General features: G+C 60.8%; 20 protein-coding genes. 11 read left to right on the top strand and 9 right to left on the bottom strand.

Annotated features, from left to right (window positions below):
- Positions 1 to 42: 42 nt before the first annotated feature.
- Positions 43 to 1,188: a hypothetical protein gene (locus tag U5K31_10040; protein ID MDZ7773060.1), complete on the top strand. Its 1,146-nt coding sequence runs from the start codon at positions 43 to 45 to the stop codon at positions 1,186 to 1,188.
- Positions 1,189 to 1,294: 106 nt separating this feature from the next.
- Positions 1,295 to 1,708, top strand: a complete 414-nt coding sequence (locus U5K31_10035) for a molecular chaperone DnaK (GenBank protein MDZ7773059.1) — start codon at positions 1,295 to 1,297, stop codon at positions 1,706 to 1,708.
- Positions 1,709 to 1,722: 14 nt separating this feature from the next.
- Here the strand turns inward: U5K31_10035 and U5K31_10030 are convergent, their stop codons facing one another.
- Genes U5K31_10030 through U5K31_10020 form a run of 3 tightly spaced genes read right to left on the bottom strand, consistent with a single transcriptional unit; the run spans position 1,723 to position 4,943 of the window.
- On the bottom strand, positions 1,723 to 2,823 hold the full coding sequence (locus U5K31_10030) for a site-2 protease family protein (protein MDZ7773058.1): 1,101 nt from the start codon (positions 2,821 to 2,823) through the stop codon (positions 1,723 to 1,725).
- Between the two features lie 11 nt (positions 2,824 to 2,834).
- A complete protein-coding gene (locus U5K31_10025; GenBank protein MDZ7773057.1) occupies positions 2,835 to 3,515 on the bottom strand; it encodes a response regulator transcription factor in 681 nt (226 codons plus the stop codon).
- Positions 3,516 to 3,521: 6 nt separating this feature from the next.
- Positions 3,522 to 4,943, bottom strand: coding sequence for a PAS domain S-box protein (locus tag U5K31_10020; protein ID MDZ7773056.1), 1,422 nt, complete (start codon positions 4,941 to 4,943; stop codon positions 3,522 to 3,524).
- Between the two features lie 247 nt (positions 4,944 to 5,190).
- Between U5K31_10020 and U5K31_10015 the strand changes: the two genes are divergently transcribed.
- Positions 5,191 to 6,036, top strand: a complete 846-nt coding sequence (locus U5K31_10015) for a universal stress protein (protein MDZ7773055.1) — start codon at positions 5,191 to 5,193, stop codon at positions 6,034 to 6,036.
- A gap of 6 nt (positions 6,037 to 6,042) precedes the next feature.
- Positions 6,043 to 6,468 carry a BCAM0308 family protein gene (locus U5K31_10010; protein ID MDZ7773054.1) on the top strand — a complete coding sequence of 142 codons (426 nt, stop codon included), beginning with the start codon at positions 6,043 to 6,045 and terminating at the stop codon, positions 6,466 to 6,468.
- Positions 6,469 to 6,511: 43 nt separating this feature from the next.
- On the opposite strand, the gene U5K31_10005 is transcribed toward U5K31_10010, so the two are convergent.
- From U5K31_10005 to U5K31_09995, 3 genes are all read right to left on the bottom strand, one after another.
- On the bottom strand, positions 6,512 to 7,288 hold the full coding sequence (locus U5K31_10005; protein MDZ7773053.1) for a uroporphyrinogen-III synthase: 777 nt from the start codon (positions 7,286 to 7,288) through the stop codon (positions 6,512 to 6,514).
- A gap of 84 nt (positions 7,289 to 7,372) precedes the next feature.
- Positions 7,373 to 8,545 (bottom strand): BamA/TamA family outer membrane protein, encoded by a 1,173-nt coding sequence (locus U5K31_10000; protein ID MDZ7773052.1) that lies wholly within the window; start codon positions 8,543 to 8,545, stop codon positions 7,373 to 7,375.
- A gap of 1 nt (position 8,546) precedes the next feature.
- Positions 8,547 to 8,918, bottom strand: a complete 372-nt coding sequence (locus U5K31_09995) for a carboxymuconolactone decarboxylase family protein (protein ID MDZ7773051.1) — start codon at positions 8,916 to 8,918, stop codon at positions 8,547 to 8,549.
- Positions 8,919 to 9,144: 226 nt separating this feature from the next.
- On the opposite strand from U5K31_09995, the gene U5K31_09990 reads away from it, so the two are divergent.
- The 7 genes from U5K31_09990 (at position 9,145) to U5K31_09960 (ending at position 16,792) form a co-directional block, all read left to right on the top strand.
- Positions 9,145 to 10,647, top strand: a complete 1,503-nt coding sequence (locus U5K31_09990; protein ID MDZ7773050.1) for a hypothetical protein — start codon at positions 9,145 to 9,147, stop codon at positions 10,645 to 10,647.
- Positions 10,648 to 10,654: 7 nt separating this feature from the next.
- Entirely contained in the window at positions 10,655 to 12,139 is a 1,485-nt protein-coding gene (gene hemG / locus U5K31_09985) for a protoporphyrinogen oxidase (GenBank protein ID MDZ7773049.1), read from the top strand.
- Positions 12,140 to 12,251: 112 nt separating this feature from the next.
- A complete protein-coding gene (gene pruA, locus U5K31_09980; protein ID MDZ7773048.1) occupies positions 12,252 to 13,883 on the top strand; it encodes an L-glutamate gamma-semialdehyde dehydrogenase in 1,632 nt (543 codons plus the stop codon).
- 65 nt (positions 13,884 to 13,948) lie between these two features.
- Complete coding sequence (locus U5K31_09975) at positions 13,949 to 14,761, top strand: SDR family oxidoreductase (GenBank protein MDZ7773047.1); 813 nt, start codon at positions 13,949 to 13,951, stop codon at positions 14,759 to 14,761.
- A gap of 49 nt (positions 14,762 to 14,810) precedes the next feature.
- Positions 14,811 to 15,905: a hypothetical protein gene (locus U5K31_09970; GenBank protein MDZ7773046.1), complete on the top strand. Its 1,095-nt coding sequence runs from the start codon at positions 14,811 to 14,813 to the stop codon at positions 15,903 to 15,905.
- A 60-nt stretch (positions 15,906 to 15,965) separates the two neighbouring features.
- Entirely contained in the window at positions 15,966 to 16,340 is a 375-nt protein-coding gene (locus U5K31_09965; protein MDZ7773045.1) for a DUF423 domain-containing protein, read from the top strand.
- A 98-nt stretch (positions 16,341 to 16,438) separates the two neighbouring features.
- A complete protein-coding gene (locus U5K31_09960) occupies positions 16,439 to 16,792 on the top strand; it encodes an MmcQ/YjbR family DNA-binding protein (GenBank protein ID MDZ7773044.1) in 354 nt (117 codons plus the stop codon).
- Between the two features lie 63 nt (positions 16,793 to 16,855).
- Here U5K31_09960 and U5K31_09955 read toward each other — a convergent pair whose 3' ends face one another.
- From U5K31_09955 to hemB, 3 genes are read right to left on the bottom strand one after another with little or no spacing between them, the layout of a single operon-like run.
- A complete protein-coding gene (locus U5K31_09955; GenBank protein ID MDZ7773043.1) occupies positions 16,856 to 17,182 on the bottom strand; it encodes a DUF6787 family protein in 327 nt (108 codons plus the stop codon).
- Positions 17,179 to 18,468 carry a glutamate-1-semialdehyde 2,1-aminomutase gene (gene hemL, locus U5K31_09950; GenBank protein MDZ7773042.1) on the bottom strand — a complete coding sequence of 430 codons (1,290 nt, stop codon included), beginning with the start codon at positions 18,466 to 18,468 and terminating at the stop codon, positions 17,179 to 17,181. Before hemL ends, U5K31_09955 begins: the two co-directional genes overlap by 4 nt.
- The gene (hemB, locus tag U5K31_09945; protein ID MDZ7773041.1) at positions 18,468 to 19,466 is read right to left on the bottom strand and encodes a porphobilinogen synthase; all 999 of its coding nucleotides are present in this window, start codon (positions 19,464 to 19,466) and stop codon (positions 18,468 to 18,470) included. Before hemB ends, hemL begins: the two co-directional genes overlap by 1 nt.
- Positions 19,467 to 19,468 lie beyond the last annotated feature (2 nt).

Below are 19,468 nucleotides of genomic sequence, written 5' to 3'. Positions count from 1 at the left end.
CTGACCGGATCAGACGCATCCGCACAATCACGGGAGGGTATCATGAAACGACTGCTGATCATTCTGGGCATACTGTCCATGGGTGCGCTGTTGGCATTTCCGATGCAGGCGCAATCGACCTACAAGACGGGAACCACCATTCGCATCAACGAAAGCGACTCGCTGGAAGGCAACATTATTGCGGCGGGTCAGCTGGTTGAAGTGATGGGACATCTGAACAACGACCTCTTTTCCGCATCGCGCTATCTCACGCTCAACGGCAGCGTCTCCGACGATGCGCTGTTGGCCGCCCAACTCGTGTCAGTCCACGGCTCCGTCGGCGATATGGTTCTGGCCCTGGGCGAGACGGTTGTGGTGGACGGGCGCATTGAGGGCGACCTCTTCGCTGCGGGAAGAACGGTGCGTATCACCGGCGACGCCTGGATCGGCGGCAACGCATTCCTGGCGGGATCCTCCGTAATCTTTGAAAGCGGCACGGTAGGGGGTGCCCTTCGCGTGGCCGGCGAGGAAATAAACCTCGACGGCACCGTCCTGAACTTCGTGGAAATCTACGGCAGCGGCGTCACCTTCGGGGAGAATTACGCGGCCGAATACAGCACCAGCATCTGGAGCAGCGAACCGGTACACCGGGAAAACCTGGGCAACCTGCCGCCCGATCTGACCATTACCGTCGACCAACCCTCAGTCTGGAGCACCATCCTGTGGACTGGAGGAATCTTCCTGTCGCTGCTGATCAGCGGTCTGGTACTCATACGTATTTTCGAGCGCACGGCGGTGGACCTGCAGCGCTTTGCCACCGAGCGATTTTGGAAAAACACGGGCATCGGACTGGCCAGCTTCCTGCTTATTCCCCTGATGGCGCTGGTGCTGCTGGTGTTGGTCTTTACCATACCGCTCTCCATCATCCTCTGGGTACTTTACGGGCTGTCCCTGCTGGCCGGCTACCTGCTGGTAGCCATGATTCTGGGCGCGGCCTTCATTCTCTATTTCCGCGAGGAGACCTCCACATCAGTCTACTACTGGGGACTCGCTCTGGGTATGCTGCTGCTGGGGCTTCTGGTGAATCTGCCCTGGATAGGGGGACTGATAAACCTCCTTCTTCTTTTCTTCGGTCTCGGCAGCCTGGTGCGCTACACCTGGGTGATGAGTCGCGGTGAGAAAGGCGAAGGCGTGGCCGAAGACATGTAAGTGCCGGCCCTACACCTCGCCTTGCCAATATCCCATGGCTGCAACAGCCGTAAACTCATATATAGGGCATAGAACATCATAACACACCTTTAAAATCTCCCTTGCCATGAACACAACGACCCAGAACAAACAAGGCGACGCATGGATGACACCCGACGACCTGGATCATTTTCGATCCCTGCTAATCTCCAGGCGCAAAAAAGCCGGGGAGGAGATAGAGACCTTGAGAGAGAGTATCTCTGAGGGAGCCGACGCCGACGACGCCGATCTCTCCTCCATTGCACACCACGCTGGAGATATGGGCACGGAGGTAGAAAATGCGAATATGAATTACCAGCTCATCGAACGTGAAATGAAATACATCCAGCAGATCGATGACGCCCTTGAACGCATCGAAAACGGCACCTTCGGCATTTGCAAGGCTACAGGCTTGCCCATATCCCGCGGTCGGCTGGAAGCCGTGCCTCACACCCGTTACAGCATCAATGCCAAGGAGCTGGGACTGGTGGAAGACAACTAGCAGGATCCCATGTGTCAAGCGGACCGCATGCCGGTTGTGGCACGGAAGACGATGAATTCGCTCAGGTTGTTTGTGTCGATGGCCCCCACGGGCCGGCCATCCTCCACTACGGGCAGAAAGGAACGCCCTTCCTGCAGTCGGCTGATCACCTCTTTTAGGGGATCGCCGGCCGAAACAGCCTTTACCCCGCGTACCATCACTTCGTGCACGGGCACGTCCTGTCCCCGGCTTCGCCAGGCACGTATGAGATCCGTTTCATAAAGCACGCCCTCCACCTCCCTGCCGCTGGAAACCACGAAATCCCTTTCTGTGCCGTCGAGGATCAGATCAATCACCTCCCCGATGGTGGCCTGCGGATCAACCAGCGTAACGTCGGTCATCATCGCTTCGCGAACGGTACGGCCCCTGAGCACCACCATCTGCTCTTCCATGGCACTTTCCGAGCGGGCGCCGAAATAGATGAATACACCGACCAATGCCAAAATGGGATTATAGACGATGCCCACCAGAAAAAAGAGTACAGCCAGGCCTTGTCCCAGCAGTGCGGCTGCGCGTGTGGCACGGACACGATCCATGCGCATGGCCAGCAGTGCCCGCAGCACGCGTCCTCCGTCCATCGGAAAAGCGGGAATCATATTGAACGCCACCAGCAGAAGATTGGCCGACAGGAGAAGGTAGAGAAAATTCCCCGCGTTGATCACCGACAGGGCCTCCTGAAGGGCCTCGGGGTTTTGCGAAAAGAACGCACCTACGGGCAACAGCATCCACAGCACGAGGGCAATGATCACGTTTACGGCGGGACCAGCCAGAGCAACCAGAAGCTCCTCCCAGGGATCCTCAGGCATCTTTTCCAGGCTGGCCACCCCACCTATGGGCAGAAGGGTAATCTGCCGTGTGGATATTCCGAACCGCATGGCGGTCAAGGAGTGTCCCAGTTCATGCAGCACCACGCAACCAAATAGGACCAGAATAAAGGCCACGCTCCACAGCATGGATTCCAGGCTGCTACCCCTGCTGACCTCCAGGAAAACGATCCAGGCCAACAGGAGATAGAAGGTCCAGTGGACACGAATTTTAATGCCCTTTACCCGTCCAAGTGTAAGTGATGCGCCCATCTTCTTCTGTCTTAATCCCCGGAGAGGTGACTTTCGTTCTCCACCCATTTGATGGCGTGCACCATCAGCTCGGTGGCATTCTCAAGGTTGAGCTTGGTCTTGATGCGGGCGCGGTACGACTCCACCGTCTTCACTGACAGGTGGAGCTGCTCGGCGATCTCACGGGTGCTGTTACCGTTGCCCGTCAGTTCGAAGACCTCAAGCTCACGGTCGCTCAACATGTCGATGGGTGACTTGGAGAGGTCTTTCTGTCCCCTGGCCATACCCATGAGAAGCTTTTCGCTAACCTCCTCGCTAATGTACATGCCTCCGTTGAGAATTTTGCGGCAGGCTTTAACCAGCACGTCACCGGCCTCCAGCTTCATCACATAGCCCTTGGCACCTGCGCGTATCACCCGCTCGGCGTAGATATTCTCGTCGTGGCGGGAAACCACCAGAATGCGCGCATCCTCGTCGCGGGCGATGAGATGTTTGACCAGCTCCAACCCGTTCATACCCGGCAGGGAAATATCTACGATCATCAGGTCGGGATCCAACTCCTCGAAATGCTGCAGGGCCTCCTCACCCTTCTCGTACTGGGCCACCACCTCGAATCCCGGTTCGCTGTCCAGGGTGGCTGCCAGTCCCTTGCGCATCATGGGATGGTCGTCTATGATGGCGATCGCTTTCTTGAAGGAGTTGCTTTTGCTCATAGTTTTTTATGCTTCTTCGTTGGATGTAAGTCGTAATTCGGCCAGCGGGACCGTCACACGCACCTGCGTTCTTCCCCCGGGACTCTCACCTATTTCAAGACGTCCCCCCATGATATGCGCCCGGTGGTCCATGGTGTCCACACCGATACCCTTCTCATCTCCCTTCTCCGCGGCTCGGGCAAATCCCATACCGTTGTCTTCGATTTCCAGGCTGAGAAACCCGTCCGAGCGGTACAGACGAACCCATAGGGTGTTCGCCTGCCCGTGCTTAACGGCATTGTGCATGGCCTCCTGCACAATGCGGTACATGTGGGTGACCATCAGCCGATCAGTCACCTCCAGCTCTTCCTCCAGTTCCATATGACAGGTTATGTCGAACATGCTTTCCCCCCGGTCGCACATGCGCGCCAGTGCCTCGCGGAAGCCCTCCGCTCCCAGCTCGATGGCCACCAGTCCGTGTGCCAGTGCCTTGGCCTGCTGATCGGCCTCCTGTATCATATCGGAAATCTCCTGCACCTCGTCGGCGGCAGGCAGCCCGTCGGCTTTCAGCCTGCGGGCCAGGTTCTGTGAGATGAGCTTGATGCCGGTCAGCATCTGTCCCAGTCCGTCGTGCAGATCCCGTCCGATGCGCTGGCGCTCATGCTCACTCACCTGCAGGATCTCATTCTCCAGCTGGCGGCGCTGGCTGATATCCTTGACAAGTCCGGTAAAGAGGCGCTCGTCCTCGAAACGGATTTCGCTCACCGAGAGCTCCATGGGAAAGACGCTGCCGTCCTTGCGGCGGCCCCGCACCTCCCGTCCGATGCCGATGATTCTCTTTTCGCCGGTACGAAGATAGTTCTCCATATATCCGTCGTGCTCGCCCCGGTAGGGCTGCGGCATGAGCACCTTCACGTTCCTGCCCAGCACCTCTCTCTCCTCGTAACCGAAAATCTCCTCGGCGGAGCTGTTGAAACTCTGGATGGCGCCGCGCGTGTCTATGGTGATGATACCCTCCACCGTATGGTCTATGATAGCCTTCATGCGCTGTTCGCTTCGCTCCAGCTCCCGCTCGGTGTGCACATAGCGGCTGACGTCGCTGGCGGAGGCCAGAATCCACTCCCGGTCGCTGCCGTCTGTGAAGAGTCTGCGTTTCACATCCACCCAGTGGTGATCCCCATTCTTGTGCCTGGACCTAAAGATGGCCGAAAGGGTTTGCCCGGAACGGATCAGCTCCAGGTCCTCCCGAAAGACATCTTCCCCGCGATCAGGATAAAGGCTCCAGACTTGCCGACCCACCATTTCGTCGGGCTCGTAACCGAGGAGCTCCTGCCCGCCCCAGTTCCAATAGCGGATGACTCCATCGAAATCAACGAGCATAAACAGGCGAGGAGCCCGATCGAGCAGGGCCCGGAAATCAATGTCGGTAAGTGCGTTATTCTCCGCCACGGCAGTTTCTCTTGAGGTGCCACTGAATTGCAAGAACTCAATTTATAAAAAACCTGTTAAATCTCACCTTCGAATCCCCCTCTCACCGTTCACTCTGCCCTGATCCCCACATCCGCGTAATCCATCCCCCCACACGGGCCGTGCGAGTTATACTCTTCCAGGTCGTACTTCCAACTTGTATATTTTCGGTTCATAAGGTGAGGTAACCCTTCTCAATTTTATCATTTTAATTCACACGGACACAACCATGAAAGAACCGATTCGCAACATCTACTTCCCCACAGACTTTTCCCAGGCGTCCGAAAAAGCCCTGCCATATGCCGCCGAGATCGCGCGCCGGACGGGCGCCACCCTCACCATAGTACACGTATCCGAAGAACCGATCGACCTGGCGCCCTCCTCCAGAGATAAAAAGCAGGAAGTCACGGCTCAGGCCCGGGAGCGATTCCAAAAGCTAAAGGACCGGTTAATGGTGGATGAAACGTACCGGGATCTGGAAATCACCACCTCCCTCCTCTCCGGCAACCCGGTGGTAAACCTGCTGGACATGGTGCGCGAGCGCAAGCCCGACCTCCTCGTCATGGGCACGCAGGGTGCAGGTAACGCCCACCGCGCATTGATGGGCAGCATGGCCTCCGGTATCATCAGCCAGTCGCCGGTTCCGGTGATGGTCATTCCTCCGGAGAGCCAATTCAATGATTTCCAAAACATCCACTTTGCCACCGACTACAAAGAGGGCGACCTCAAGGCTCTGCGGTGGACGGCCGATTTTTCCAAGCTTTTCAAGGCGAAACTGGGCGTGGTGCACATCGCAGAAGAGAAGTCCTTTCGTAACGAAATGGACTACCGCGGATTCCGCTCGCTGGCCGCCGAGGCCACGGGCAAGCCCAAACTGCCCATGCACCTGGCCTACAATGGAGATTTCCACGAAGGCATCAACACCTTCATGAACGAACATGACACCTCCCTGCTGATCATGACGCGCTACAAAAAAAGCTTTTTTGACGCCCTGCTGAGCGCCGCGCGCACCCGGGAAATGGGACTGTTCGGTCAACGTCCCCTGCTTGTGCTGGTGGGGCCTGAAACCGACTAAACGGCCATGGACGATATACCATATGCCGAACCCACACTATGCAGCTCCTGCGGAGCCCTTTTCAGCATGGGACGCTGGAGCTGGGATGAAATTCCCGCGGAGACTGGAGAAGACACCTGCCCAGCCTGCCTTCGAATCGCCGACGACGATCCGGCTGGGCTGGTGGAACTCTCAGGCGACTTTTTCCGAGAACACCGCGAGGAGATTATGAACCTTGTGCGTAACACCGCGGCCCTGGAGCTCAGGGAATACCCGCTGGAGCGCATGATGAATCCAGGCGCGATACACAGTACGGAAGAGGGAATTCAGCTGCGGACCACCGGCATGCACCTGGCGCGCCGTATCGGCAGCGCCCTGCACAAGGCCTACCAGGGACACCTGGAAACCGACTGCCAGGCCGAACAACTATTGCGGGTCCGCTGGACTCGTTGAATATGCGAGTCAGTGGCTCATGCGGAGTATTCCACTACAACTCTTATCCCCAAGCCCCGGCCAGCTTCTCCACAATACTCTCCCAGCTGCCGCCGGCCTCCAGATCGGCCTCCGCGCCCTCCTCGCGCAGCTTCTGCGTGATGCCGGTATCGGCCGTCACCAAGGTGGCCGCATCCAGGTCAAGCTCCGGGAAGGCGGCCAGGGTGCGTACCACCGCACGCCGCGAGTGAAAGACCACTGCGTCGGGTGGGCGTTCCGCAAGCCGGGTCCGGTAAGCCTCCAGCCGGTCCTCACCAGGTCCCTTGCTTCTGAACAGCACCAGCTCCTCCACCGGCATATCGAGCTCCCGCAACAGGCCAGGCAGCTCTTCGGGGGTCTCCAACCCACAGGGATAGAGGGTGGGTCCGGTGCGCCGCAGTCGCAGCAGGAACTCCATCAGGTCGATGGCCCGGCCGCCCCGGGACCCGCCGTCGCCGGACTGCCCCAAGGCGTTAAGGTCGGCGCAGATAGCCGGCACATCCCGCTCCTCCAGCCAGGAAGCCGTGCGCGGGTTCACCGCCAGATTTACACGGCCTCGAACCTCTTCGAGGAGCCCCCGTTCGCGCACCGCCTCCAGGAAAAAACGGGCGTTGCGAAGGCTGCCGTAGGCGATCTGCTCAAATTCGTCCAGGCGGCCCAGCAGCTCTTCGGTCTTCTCCTCCGCCTCCACCGGCACGTAGCGCTCCAGGGGCAAGTGCAGGGCATTCAGGTCAGACGCGGATAGTTTTTCCAGCGTCTCCTCAACGTCTTCTTCGGCAGCGGTCAGCAGTACAAGCGGCATATCTTGGAAGCTGTCTTTTTTTAAATGTTTGTTCGGTCATCGCAGGTGTGTCCGGCGCATGCCCGCAACACAGGCGCGTCGGATTCAGAACATGTAGCCGATCCCAATATAAAGACGCACCATATCCTCAGAAAAACCTATGTCGCCCCGCAGGATGAAATCGGGATTGAAGGCCGACATGGCGCCCCCGAAACCGAAGGTCTGGTGGTAATCCTCCAGAAGGTCGCCCGTATCATCTTCGGAGGTAAACACCCGGCCCGTGTCGGTGAAAAGCTGTCCTCCGAATTTCAGGCCGTAGGCGGGAAACTCGACCAGCCAGGTGCGCAGCTCCAGCGTGTAGGAGAGGGAGGAGCGCCCCTGGAAACGGTTCAGGGGAAAACCCCGCAGGGTGTGGTCGTCGCCCAGCCGGGAGAGCTCCCAGTAGGGCACATCCCCGCCGGCGTGGCGTCCCTGCAGGCGCTGGGCCACCGTGACAAAGCCCAACAGGCGGAAATAGTGGCGCATGGTGAGGCGGACGGTGGTGAAGTCGAAGTCGCTCAGCCCGTGAGGAGCAAAACGAACCTTCAGATCGAAGCGCGCGCCGCGCCGGGGGTCAAATTCGCTGTCGCGGTTCTCCCAGATCAGGCCTGACTCCAGCAGGTTCACCCATCCGCCTTCGTCGCCGTTGGGGCGTGCCTGGAAAAACCTGGAGTCCTCCTTGCGCACATAGGAGATGTGATATTCGGAGGCCAGTCCCATGCTCAGGTCCAGCCGCGACTCTTCCCTCCGGTGCAGGGGATGACGCAGCCGGAAAGCCCCGCCCACGCCCAGATCGTCGAAGAAATAGTATTCGTCATCCCATCGGTCGCGTGAGAAGGTGGTGGTGTTGCCTACCCCGAAATAGTTATTGAAGGCATAGCGATTCAGGAAAATCTCCGCCTCGCTGCGCAGGCTGCGCCCGAAGGTAGTCAGCTGTTCACGCCGGGCCTGGATCTCCACAAAACCTTTGGTGGAAACGAGCGCCGAAGCCTGCAGATAGCTGTGAAAAGGCTCGTCATCTCCCCGGTAGCTGATGCGGCTGTAGACGGCGCCCCCTACCCAGCCCTCGTCGGAGCTGTAGGCGATCACGGGCACCAGGGTAGAGCTGAGAGAGTCGGCACCTACCGGACCAGGAAGCACCTGGGCGCGCAGGGGCGCGGCCGACAGCAACAGGGCCGCCAGCAGGGCAGCCGCCCTGCCGCGCAGCCGCAGGAATAAACGCGGAGCGTGGATATTCACCTTACGCTTCCAACAGACCTTCATCCTCCAGGATCTCCATGGTTTCCACAGCGTGGCGCAGGTGGGGAATAACGATGCTGCCGCCCACCACCAGGGCCACGTTCAGGGCCTCCACAATCTCGGCCTTCGCGGCGCCGGCTCGCGCGCACTGCTCCAGATGATAGTCGATGCAGTCGTTGCAGCGCAGCACGGCGGAGGCCGTCAGTCCCAGCAGCTCCTTGGTCGATTCGGGGAGGGCGCCCTCCCTGTAGGTCTGCGTGTCCAGGTTGAAAAAGCGCTTGATGCCGAGGTGATCCAGGTCGAAGATCTTCTCGTTCATTTCCTCCCGTTTGCGTCGGAAACGCTGCATTCGGTTGTCAGGGGAATCGCTCATGTGGAGGGTCCGGTCGGTATTCACGGATCATGTTTTTACGGGTCGTTGGGCGCGGTACGCACCCGTTCGAAAATAGCACTAATATGCTTGAACTTGCAATGCGTTTACATATTCCGGTTAATTGCTTATATCGTATCTTCATCCAAGCCGAGAGCCCTCCCCCATTCCGGTCCCGGCATCGCTGCTAGGGCGGGATGCAGCGGAGAGGGACCAATACCAATCATGCGTGGCAACATCTGCAGAACATAAGCTGGTCGTGGTAGGCGACAGCGTCAGCCAGGGCTTCAACAACGGGGGCGTCTACCGCACCGACCTGAGTTTCCCCGCCTTCCTGGCCGAGTGCTTCGAGCCCCCGTCGCGCTTCGACCAGCCCCTCTTTACCGCCCAGGGCGGTATACCCCTAAACCTGGAAGTGCTGGCCAGGGGACTTTCCGACGAGTTCGGTTCATCGCTGACATGGACCGAATACCTTCCCGCCCTCAAGCACCTCTACACCACCCTGCGCCGCATTAAAAACCACTGGGAAGGCAACCGCATATCGCTGGCCCGCAATCGGACCGCGCCCTACCACAACCAGTCGGTCTGGGGCTTCGCCATGAACGACGCCTGGATGATGACCGAAGAGCGCGCCCGCAAGGTGGCGGAGAAGCAGCCGGAGACCTACTCCATTTTCAGCTTTCTGCCTGATCACGCCATGTACGTGACCGCCCGTCTGGTGCTGAATCCCAGCCTGGGCGAGACCTTCGCCTGCAGCACGCAGCTCGACAATGCGCGCTGGCTGCAGCGCAACGGAGGCATCGAGAATCTCATTGTCTGTATGGGACACAACAACATCATCGGGGCGGTCACCGACCTGCGTTTTGAATACTCTGAGGAGGAGGACCTCGAGAAGTTCACCCCCGAGCGCAACTACACCGTCTACCGCCCCGAGCATTTCAAGAGGGAGTTCGAAGCGTTGGCCGAGGAGGCGGCGCAGATCGGGGCGGAACGGGTGATCACCCAGACCATACCCTACGTCACCATCCCGCCGGTGACCCGCGGGGTGAACCACAACCCTGACCGCAAGCCCGGGGGATACTTTGACTACTACACGCGCTTCTGGATATGGGACAGCGACTTCGACCCGGACCGCCATCCCTTCCTCAGCAAAGAGCAGGCCATCGAGCTCGACCAGGTGGTGGACGAGTATAACAAGATTATCCGCGACACGGCGGCGCGCTACGGCTGGGTCGTGGTCCCGCTCAACGCCTACGTAAGCGCCTACGCCCGCCGGCGCCTCGGCGGACCTCCCAGGCTCGACTACCCCGAAGAATTTCGCAAGGCCATGCTGCGCAACCCCGCCACACAGCAGCTGGTGGAGGACCCCGTGCATCCCAACCTGAGCACCGACTACCTGCGCGTGGATGAGAAGACCGGCAAGGTTCGCCGGGGCGGTATATTCAGCCTTGACGGCATCCATCCCACCACCATTGGATACGGACTTATCGCCCACCTCTACCACCAGACCATGCAGCGCGCCGGCGTGCGCTTCGGACAACCGCTGAACTGGGACCGTATCATCGCGAGCGACACCCTGGTTACCGATCCCCCGGAACTGATGGCGGAGCTTCGCAACCTGCTTCGCTTCCTCTCGCTGGGGCGCAACGAAAAGGTCTCCATGCTCAAGCGCGGCCTGCTCGACCAGCTTATGAGCCTCTTCTCCCCGCGGCGGCGTGGAACCTTCGACTGAACCACCCATGAATCTGGAACCGACAACCTCACCCGGTACCGATGCGCCGAAACCGCCGGTGCCCCGCGACGGACCCTCCGTGGGCGTGGTGGGCGGCGGCATCTCAGGCCTAACCGCGGCCCGTATACTCTCCGAAGGCGGCGCCAGGATCACCCTATACGAGAAACAGCCGAGGGTGGGGGGACTCATCCGCACGCGCGCCTCGGCGGGCTGGCAGGTGGACGAGGGGCCCAACACTCTCCTTCTGCGTGGGGGCAGCCGGGCCGGGGAGCTGGTGCGGGACTTGGGACTGGAGGAGCGTCTTCAGGAGGCGGAAAAGACCGCCTCGCGTCGCTACATCCTGCGGGACGGACGGCCGCAGCCCCTGCCCTCCTCCCCGGGTGAAATGATCTCCACCGGACTGCTCAGCGCCGGCGCCAAGCTGCGCCTGCTGGCGGAGCCCTTCGCGCGTCGCGGGGAAAACCCCGACGAGAGCGTAGCCTCCTTCTTTCGGCGCCGGCTGGGTCCCGAAGTGGTCGACTACGCCGTCAACCCCTTTGTGGGCGGCATATGGGCGGGCGACCCCGAACAGCTGGTCATGCGCCACAGCTTCCGGCGCCTCTGGGAAATGGAGCAGCAATACGGCTCCCTGCTGGCCGGAGGACTGGCCTCCCTGTTCGGCGGAGTTGGGGACTCAAAGGGCGGCGGGCGCCGCCTGGTCTCCTTCGCCGGAGGCATGCAGGAGTTGCCGCACGCACTGGCCGAAGCAACGGCCATGGAGCTGCTGACCGGCGCGGACGTACGGACACTTCGCCGCACCCGCGGTAGCGGACCCGGGGGAGGACGCCGGGAGCATCCCGGGGGAGCTGCGCCCGCACGCCGCCGCCCCGGGTGGGAGGTATCCTTCCGCCGAGAAGGCGAAAACCGGACCCGCACCCATCAGGCCCTGGTGCTGGCCTGTCCCCCGCCTGTCATCGCACAGATGTCCGGAATGCCGGACCTCCCTCGCCTGCCGGCGGCACCCGTAAGCGTGCTGGCTACCGGCTTCCGCCGCGAGCAGGTAGACCATCCCCTGGACGGTTTCGGCCTGCTCATCCCCGAAAGGGAGTCCCTCTCTCCCCTCGGAACCCTCTTCTCCTCCACCCTTTTCCCGGGACGCGCCCCCGATGGCCATGTGCTGCTGACCACCTTTGCGGGCGGCGCCCGCCAGCCCGAACTGGCCTCGCGGTCCACCGGGAAGCTGCGCGGGCAGCTGCTGGCCGACCTGGCTCCCATACTTGGTATTTCGGGCGACCCCGTTTTTGTCTCCCACACATTCTGGGAGGCGGCCATCCCGCAGTACACCGCCGCCTACGGGGAGCTGCGCGAAGCCCTTACACAGATGGAGCGCGACCGGCCGGGCCTCTTTGCCTGCGGCAATTTTGTCGGCGGCGTATCCCTTCCCGACTGTATGGAAACGGCCGCTGAAACGGCCGCCCGCGTTCTCTCGTTTCTGGACAGTCAAGGGGCCTAGCCGGACGCACCTTTGACAAATAATTGTTAACTTCCGCCCGGCTTGAAAACGGGCGCACAATCGCCTTTGGCCCTCGCATCCGTCAACCGAAATACAAGCATCGCACGCTTCCATGGCTAACGCACTCTTCAACCTTCGGGAACCTGAGAACGAGGTATATCTAGACTACGCGCCGGGTACGCCCGAGCGGCAGAAACTGAAAGACGAGCTCCAGAGGCTGCGCTCCCGCAAGATCGAAATTCCCGCCGTCATAGGGGGCGAAGAAGTGCGCACCGGGCGCACGGAAGACGTGGTGATGCCGCACAACCACTCGCACAAGCTGGCAACGGTGCACCTGTGCGGGGAGAAAGAGGTCAAGATGGCCATTGAGGCCGCCATGGAAGCTCGCGAGAAATGGGCGGCGCTGCCCTGGGAGGAGCGGGTCTCCATCTTCCTTCGCGCGGCCAACCTGATTACGGAGACCTACCGCTACACCATGAACGCCACCACCATGCTGGGGCAGTCGAAGACCCCGCACCAGTCGGAAATCGAAGCGGTGGGCGAGCTCTCCGATTTCCTGCGCTTCAACGCCTATTACCTCAACCAGATTTACAGCGAGCAGCCCTATTCTCCGCGTGAAATGTGGAACCGCCTGGAATACCGCCCCCTGGAGGGCTTCGTCTTTGCGGTGACGCCCTTCAACTTTACCGCCATCGCCGGCAACCTGCCCTCCGCGCCCGCCATGTGCGGCAACGTCTCCCTCTGGAAACCGGCCACCTCCTCCATCTACTCCAGCTGGTACGTAATGAAGATTTTCCAGGAGGCGGGCCTCCCCGAGGGCGTGATCAACTTCCTGCCGGGCAACGGCCCCGATGTGGGCGATCCGGTGCTGGAGAGCGAACACCTGTCCGGACTACATTTCACCGGCTCCACCGGCACCTTCCACCACCTCTGGAAGAAAATCTCCGACAACATCGAAAAGTATCACACCTACCCGCGCATCGTGGGCGAAACGGGAGGCAAGGACTTTATCTTCGCCCACCACACCGCCGACGTTCACGACATGGTGGTCGCCGCCATCCGCGCCGCCTACGAGTACCAGGGACAGAAATGCTCCGCCGCCTCCCGCATGTACATCCCGGAATCGATCTGGGATGATTTCCGGGACCGGTTTCTGGAGGAGGTTGCCGGGGTCAAGGTGGGCGACGTGGAGAATTTCACCAACTTTATGGGGGCCGTCATCGACAAAAAGGCCTTCGACAGCATCACTTCCTACATCGACTACGCCAGGGAGTCCGACGACGCGGAGATCCTCTTCGGGGGCGACTACGACGACTCCGAGGGCTACTTCATACAGCCCACGCTGATCCGCGCCCACGACCCCCGCTTCAAAACCATGGAAGAGGAGATCTTCGGGCCCGTACTCACCGTCTACGTCTACCCGGACGAGGAATTCGAGGAGACCCTGGAGCTGTGCGACCAAACCTCGCCCTACGCGCTTACCGGGGCTATTTTTGCCAAGGACCGATACGTGCTCAAGCATATGGCCGACACCCTCAGACAGGCCGCAGGCAACTTCTACATCAACGACAAGCCCACCGCGGCCACGGTCAACCAGCAGCCCTTCGGTGGCGCCCGCAAATCGGGCACCAACGACAAGGCGGGCAGCGCGCCCAACCTGATGCGCTGGCTCTCGGTCCGATCCATCAAGGAGAGCACCATTCCCATCCGCGACTGGACCTATCCCTACATGGACGAAGAGTAACCCCGACCTCCGACTTCCAGACTTTCCGACTTCCAGACTTTCCGACTTTCTGACTTTCCGACTTTATGGACATAAGTATCTTAGGCTGCGGCTGGCTGGGAACTCCCCTGGCCGAGTCGCTGCTGCAGGACGGCCACCGCGTGCGCGGCTCCACCACGTCGCAGGAGAAGGTGCCAGAGTTACGCGACAAGGGCATCGATGCCTTTCGCCTGAGCCTGGACCCAAAAGTGGTCTGCGAGCATTGCCCCGAATTCTGGGAATCCGAAGTACTGGTGCTCAACATCCCGCCCGGACGGGGACGTGAAGACGTGGAGTCCTTCTTCCCCGCCCAGGTGGAAAACGTTCTCCGGGCGGTGGAGGGCGGCCCCCTTCGCCACCTGGTCTTCGCCAGCTCCACCTCCGTTTATCCTCCCAACGGCGGCGTGGTGGAAGAGGAGGACGCGCAGCCCGGCGAAGCCACCCGGCCCTCCGGTGAGGCCCTGCTTAAGGCAGAACAGATGCTGCTCGGGCGGGAGGAGTTCCGTACCGACGTGCTGCGTTTCGGGGGACTCTACGGCCCCGGACGACACCCCGTCCGATACCTGGCGGGGCGCAAGGGCCTGGGCAAGGGCAACGCACCCGTCAACCTCATTCACCTGGACGACTGCATCTCCGTTATCCGCCGCCTGATTGAGCTTCCCGAGAGTCCCGGCATTCTGAACGCGGTATCCGACGGCCATCCTCCCCGCAAGCTCTTCTACCCCCGCATGGCTGAAAAAATGGGGCTCGATCCTCCCGTCTTCAACGAAGATTCACATAGGGATTATAAAATAGCATCGAACCGCAAGCTGAAGGAGGTACTGGACTACACCTTCGCGCACCCTGATCCGATGAATTGAGGCGCACGGCCGGTCTTGGTATCCCGACGGCAAACCCCCTATGCATCCTATGAGATTTCCTATCCTAATCCTGGTGGCTGCCGTCCTGATGGCCGGCTGTCAAATCAGCACGGAGACCGACGAGGCCTACGACCCTGCCTCCGATACCCTTAAATACGACGACGAAACCCACCTGCGCAACGTGCGACAGCTAACCTCTGGCGGGAACAACGCCGAGGCCTATTTCAGCTTCGACGGTGAGAAGCTGGTCTTCCAGTCCGACTATTCCGGCTGGAACGTGAACTGCGACCAGATCTTCTTCACGCGCCTCTCAGAGGGTCCCATGCACGAGCGCCGGCCGGAGATGCTCAGCACCGGCCAGGGCCGCACCACCTGTTCCTACTTCATGCCGGGCGACTCGACCATCGTTTACTCCTCCACCCACGGCCAGCAGCTCCAATGTCCCGAAGCGCCCGAACGCCGTCAGGGAGACGCCTACGTCTGGCCCATCTACGACACCTACGACATCTACACGGCCGACCTGCAGGGCAACATCCTCGACACCCTCACCACCGGCGGGGGCTACGACGCCGAACCCACCGTCTCCCCTGCGGGCGACAAGATCGTCTTCACCTCCCTGCGCAGCGGGGACCTGGAGCTCTACACCATGAACCTGGACGGATCGGGACTCACGCAGATCACCGACGAGCTGGGCTACGACGGAGGGGCCTTCTTCTCGCCCGACGGCTCGCAGATCGTCTTTCGCGCTTCCCGTCCCGAAACCCCGGATGAGATCAGCCGCTACAGGGAGCTGCTCGCCAAGGGACTGGTAGAGCCCACCGACATGGAGCTCTTCTTGGTAAACGCCGACGGATCCAACCTGCGGCAGATCACCGACCTGGGCGGCGCCAACTGGGCCCCCTATTTTCATCCCTCCGGCGAAAAGATCATCTTCTCCTCCAACCACGCCAGCCCGCGCGGCTTCCCCTTCAACCTCTACCTGATCAACCTGGACGGGAGCGGACTGGAGCAGATTACCCATGACGGGGTCTTCGACGCCTTCCCCATGTTTTCCCCGGACGGCTCACGGCTGGTCTTCTCCTCCAACCGCCATAACGGCCAGACCGACGCCACCAACATCTTCGTTGCCGACTGGGTGGAGTAGGGGGCGGATTTCGCTTGCCCGGAACCTGAATAATGCTATTTTACCAAAAATCCCTCTGTAATGAGCAAAGTTCTTTTTTTATCGGGAAGCGCCGCCATGGCACTCGCGGTTATGCTGGGCGCTTTCGGTGCCCACGCCCTCAGGGGCAGGCTTGACCCCGACATGCTTGAGACCTTCACCACCGGCGTAACCTATCACTTTTATCACGCCCTGGGACTGCTGATTCTCGGCATCGCCGCACAGTACCTGCCCGAAAGCCCGTGGCTCCGGTGGTCCGGCTGGCTGATGGGCGCCGGCATCGTGCTTTTCTCGGGCAGCCTCTACCTGATGGCTTTCACCGGCGCGCGCTGGCTGGGAGCGGTGACTCCCATTGGCGGAATGGCCTTCATCCTGGCCTGGCTGCTGTTTTTCGGTGCCGTCTGGAAGGGGATGTAAAAGTGAGGCACGAAGTTTGCTTGATTGCCATAGATTCATTTCATTCAAGCTTTATTCCGGCAGAACGCTAGCCCGCTAAAACCCGTTATTCCGCACTTATGACCGTAGAAGATTTTAGAAACTATTGTCTCCACTTCAGGGGCGCACGGGAGGACCTTGACAAAGAGAACCGGATCTTGGCCTTCAAGGTGCTCGACCACACCTTTGCCCTTGCAGATCCCGACAGTTTTGATGCCATCAACCTGAAATGCGATCCTGTAAAGGCGGCCATGCTGCGTGGCCTGTACGAGGAGGTGGTGCCGGGAGATGTGGACGACAAGAAAAACTGGAATGCCGTCGATCCCCACGGCAGCCTGGGAGAGGAGCTTATCAAGGAGTGGATCAAAGACTCCTACGAGCTCGTAATAGAAGCCATGCCGCGCAAGGAGCAGAAGAAGCTGGAAAAAGACTAGGAGCCGGGACTCCGGTCCGGCCACCGGCCCGGTGGGTTCGCGGTATCTCCCCTCCACACAACTTCATTGCTCGTCCCGCCTGCGGCCCGTGAAGAGGCTCGTCAATTTACGAAAACTCTTCTTCTCGAAGCGCCATACGAATCGAAACTGTCCCAGCAGGAAGCCGTAGGCCAGAAAAAGTACCTGGTAGGCGGGAAGTACAAGCAGCAGCCAGAAGAGGGTGCGCAACCAGAAGGGGTCCTCGTCCGAGATGCCCAGCAGCCCGAAAAGCCACTCGTTCACGTAAAGCGTAGTCATGCCCGTCAGGGCGAAAACCACCAGGATCACTCCCACCTGCCAAAGGCTCTCCACCTCCCAACGCTTCATCAGCTTGTCAAGTAGCCGGTTCATGCCATCGCCTCGTCGAGGGCCCCCGCGGCCGCCTCAAGGGTGCGGTCCATCATATCGCGGGTGAGCGAGTTGGCGAGAAACCAGCTTTCGAAGGGGGAGGGCGGCAGGTAGACGCCCCGATTCAGCATGCCGTGGAAGAAGGAGCGGAATAGATCGAGGTCGGTGGTATTGGCCGATTCGAATCCCGTCACTTCACGTCCGGTGAAGAAGGGACTGATCATCGATCCCACGCGATTGATGGTCACATCCACCCCGCGCTCCCCGCACAGCTCCTTGAGTCCTCTCTGCAGGTAGGCTCCCTTCTCCTCCAGCTCGTCGTAGTGCCGGGGATGCTCGTGCAGTTCGGTCAGCAGCGTCAGTCCTGCGGCCATCGCCAGCGGATTGCCCGAGAGGGTGCCCGCCTGGTAGACCGGTCCCACGGGTGAGACGGCGTCCATGATCTCCTTCCTGCCTCCGAATGCCCCGACGGGCAGTCCTCCGCCAATGATCTTTCCAAAGGCAAGCAGGTCGGCCCGTACGCCGTAGCGCTCCTGGGCCCCTCCCATGGCCACGCGGAAGCCGGTCATCACCTCGTCAAAGATGAGCACGATGTCGTGGGCGTTGCAAAGCTCGCGCAGGCCTTCCAGGAATCCGCGGCTGGGCGGCACGCAGCCCATGTTGCCGGCCACCGGCTCCACAATAATGCCGGCCACCTCCCCCTCGTGCCCGGCCAGGAGCTTCTTGACACTGTTCAGGTCGTTGAAGTCGGCCACCAGGGTGTCACGGGCGGTGCCCTCCGTGACGCCGGGACTGCTGGGCGCTCCCAGGGTGAGAGCGCCGCTGCCCGCCTTGATCAGAAAGGCGTCGCCGTGGCCGTGGTAGTTGCCCTCGAACTTAATAATCTTGTCGCGTCCCGTGTGACCGCGAGCCACGCGGATGGCGCTCATGCAGGCCTCGGTGCCTGAATTGACCATACGCACGAGGTCGAGTCCCGGCACCATCTCCCTTACCTGCTCGGCCATGCGCACTTCCAGCTCCGTGGGAGCGCCGAAGGAGGTGGACCGGGCGGCGGCCTGCCTCACCGCCTCCACAACGGGCGGCCAGGCGTGACCCAGGATCATGGGTCCCCAGGACCCCACATAGTCGATGTACTCGTTGCCGTCAACGTCCACAAGCACCGAGCCCTCGGCCGATTCAATGAAGACCGGGGGGCCGCCCACAGCGTTGAAGGCCCGGGCGGGCGAATTCACGCCGCCGGGGATGCTCTCCTGCGCCCGTTCAAAAAGTTCTTTGCTCTTGTTACGCATTACTGATATTTGGCGTTCAGCAGTTGGGATGCCTCTTTGGCGAAATAGGTGGCAATCAGGTCGGCCCCCGCCCTCTTGAAAGCGATCAGCGACTCCATCATGGCCATCTCCCCGTCGATCCAGCCCTTCTCGGCTGCCGCCTTCAACATAGCGTATTCCCCGGAGACATTATAGACGGAGACCGGCACGCTGACTGCCTCGCGAACGGCCCGCACCACGTCCAGGTAGGGAAGGCCGGGCTTGACCATCACAATGTCGGCCCCCTCCTGTTCGTCCATCCGCGCCTCGCGCACGGCCTCCCGCACGTTGCGGGGGTCCATCTGATAGCTCTTCTTGTCCCCGAAGCCCGGGGCTGAATCGAGGGCGTCGCGAAAGGGCCCGTAAAACGCGGAGGCGTACTTGGCACTGTAGGCCATGATGCCGGTATGCTTCAGGTCCGCCGCGTCGAGGGTCTCGCGCATGGCCGCAATACGTCCGTCCATCATATCCGAAGGCGCCACCATGTCGGCCCCCGCCTCAGCATGGCTGAGGGCCATGCGGGCGAGTAGTTCCACAGAGGGGTCGTTGAGGATTTCTCCATCTTCCACGATACCGTCATGCCCGTAGCTGGAATAGGGATCCAGCGCCACGTCAGTCATGACAAGCAGTTCGGGAAAGCGCTCCTTCAGAAACCGCACGCTTCGCTGCATGAGTCCCTCGTCGTTCAGTGCTTCCGTGCCCTGGTTGTCCTTTTTGGAGTCGGGCACCTTCACGAAAAGAAGAACCGACCGGATACCCGCCTCGCGCAGCTCCTCCGCCTCGCCGGCCAGACGGTCCAGGGTGTATCGGAAGTAGCCCGGCATGGAGGGGATCTCTTCCACGGCGTCCTCGCCCTCCATAACGAAGAGAGGCGCGATGAAATCGTCCGGCGTCAGATGGTGTTCGGCCACCATTTCACGAATGGCCTCGCCGGCGCGCAGCCTGCGATTGCGGATGTGGGGAAATTCGCCTTGTGCCATGG

The sequence above is a fragment of the Balneolaceae bacterium genome (assembly GCA_034521445.1).
In the GTDB taxonomy this organism is placed as follows: Bacteria; Bacteroidota; Rhodothermia; order Balneolales; family Balneolaceae; genus JAXHMM01.
The sequence above is the reverse complement of the archived record's forward strand: the minus strand, read 5'-3'. Positions and strand labels throughout refer to the sequence as shown.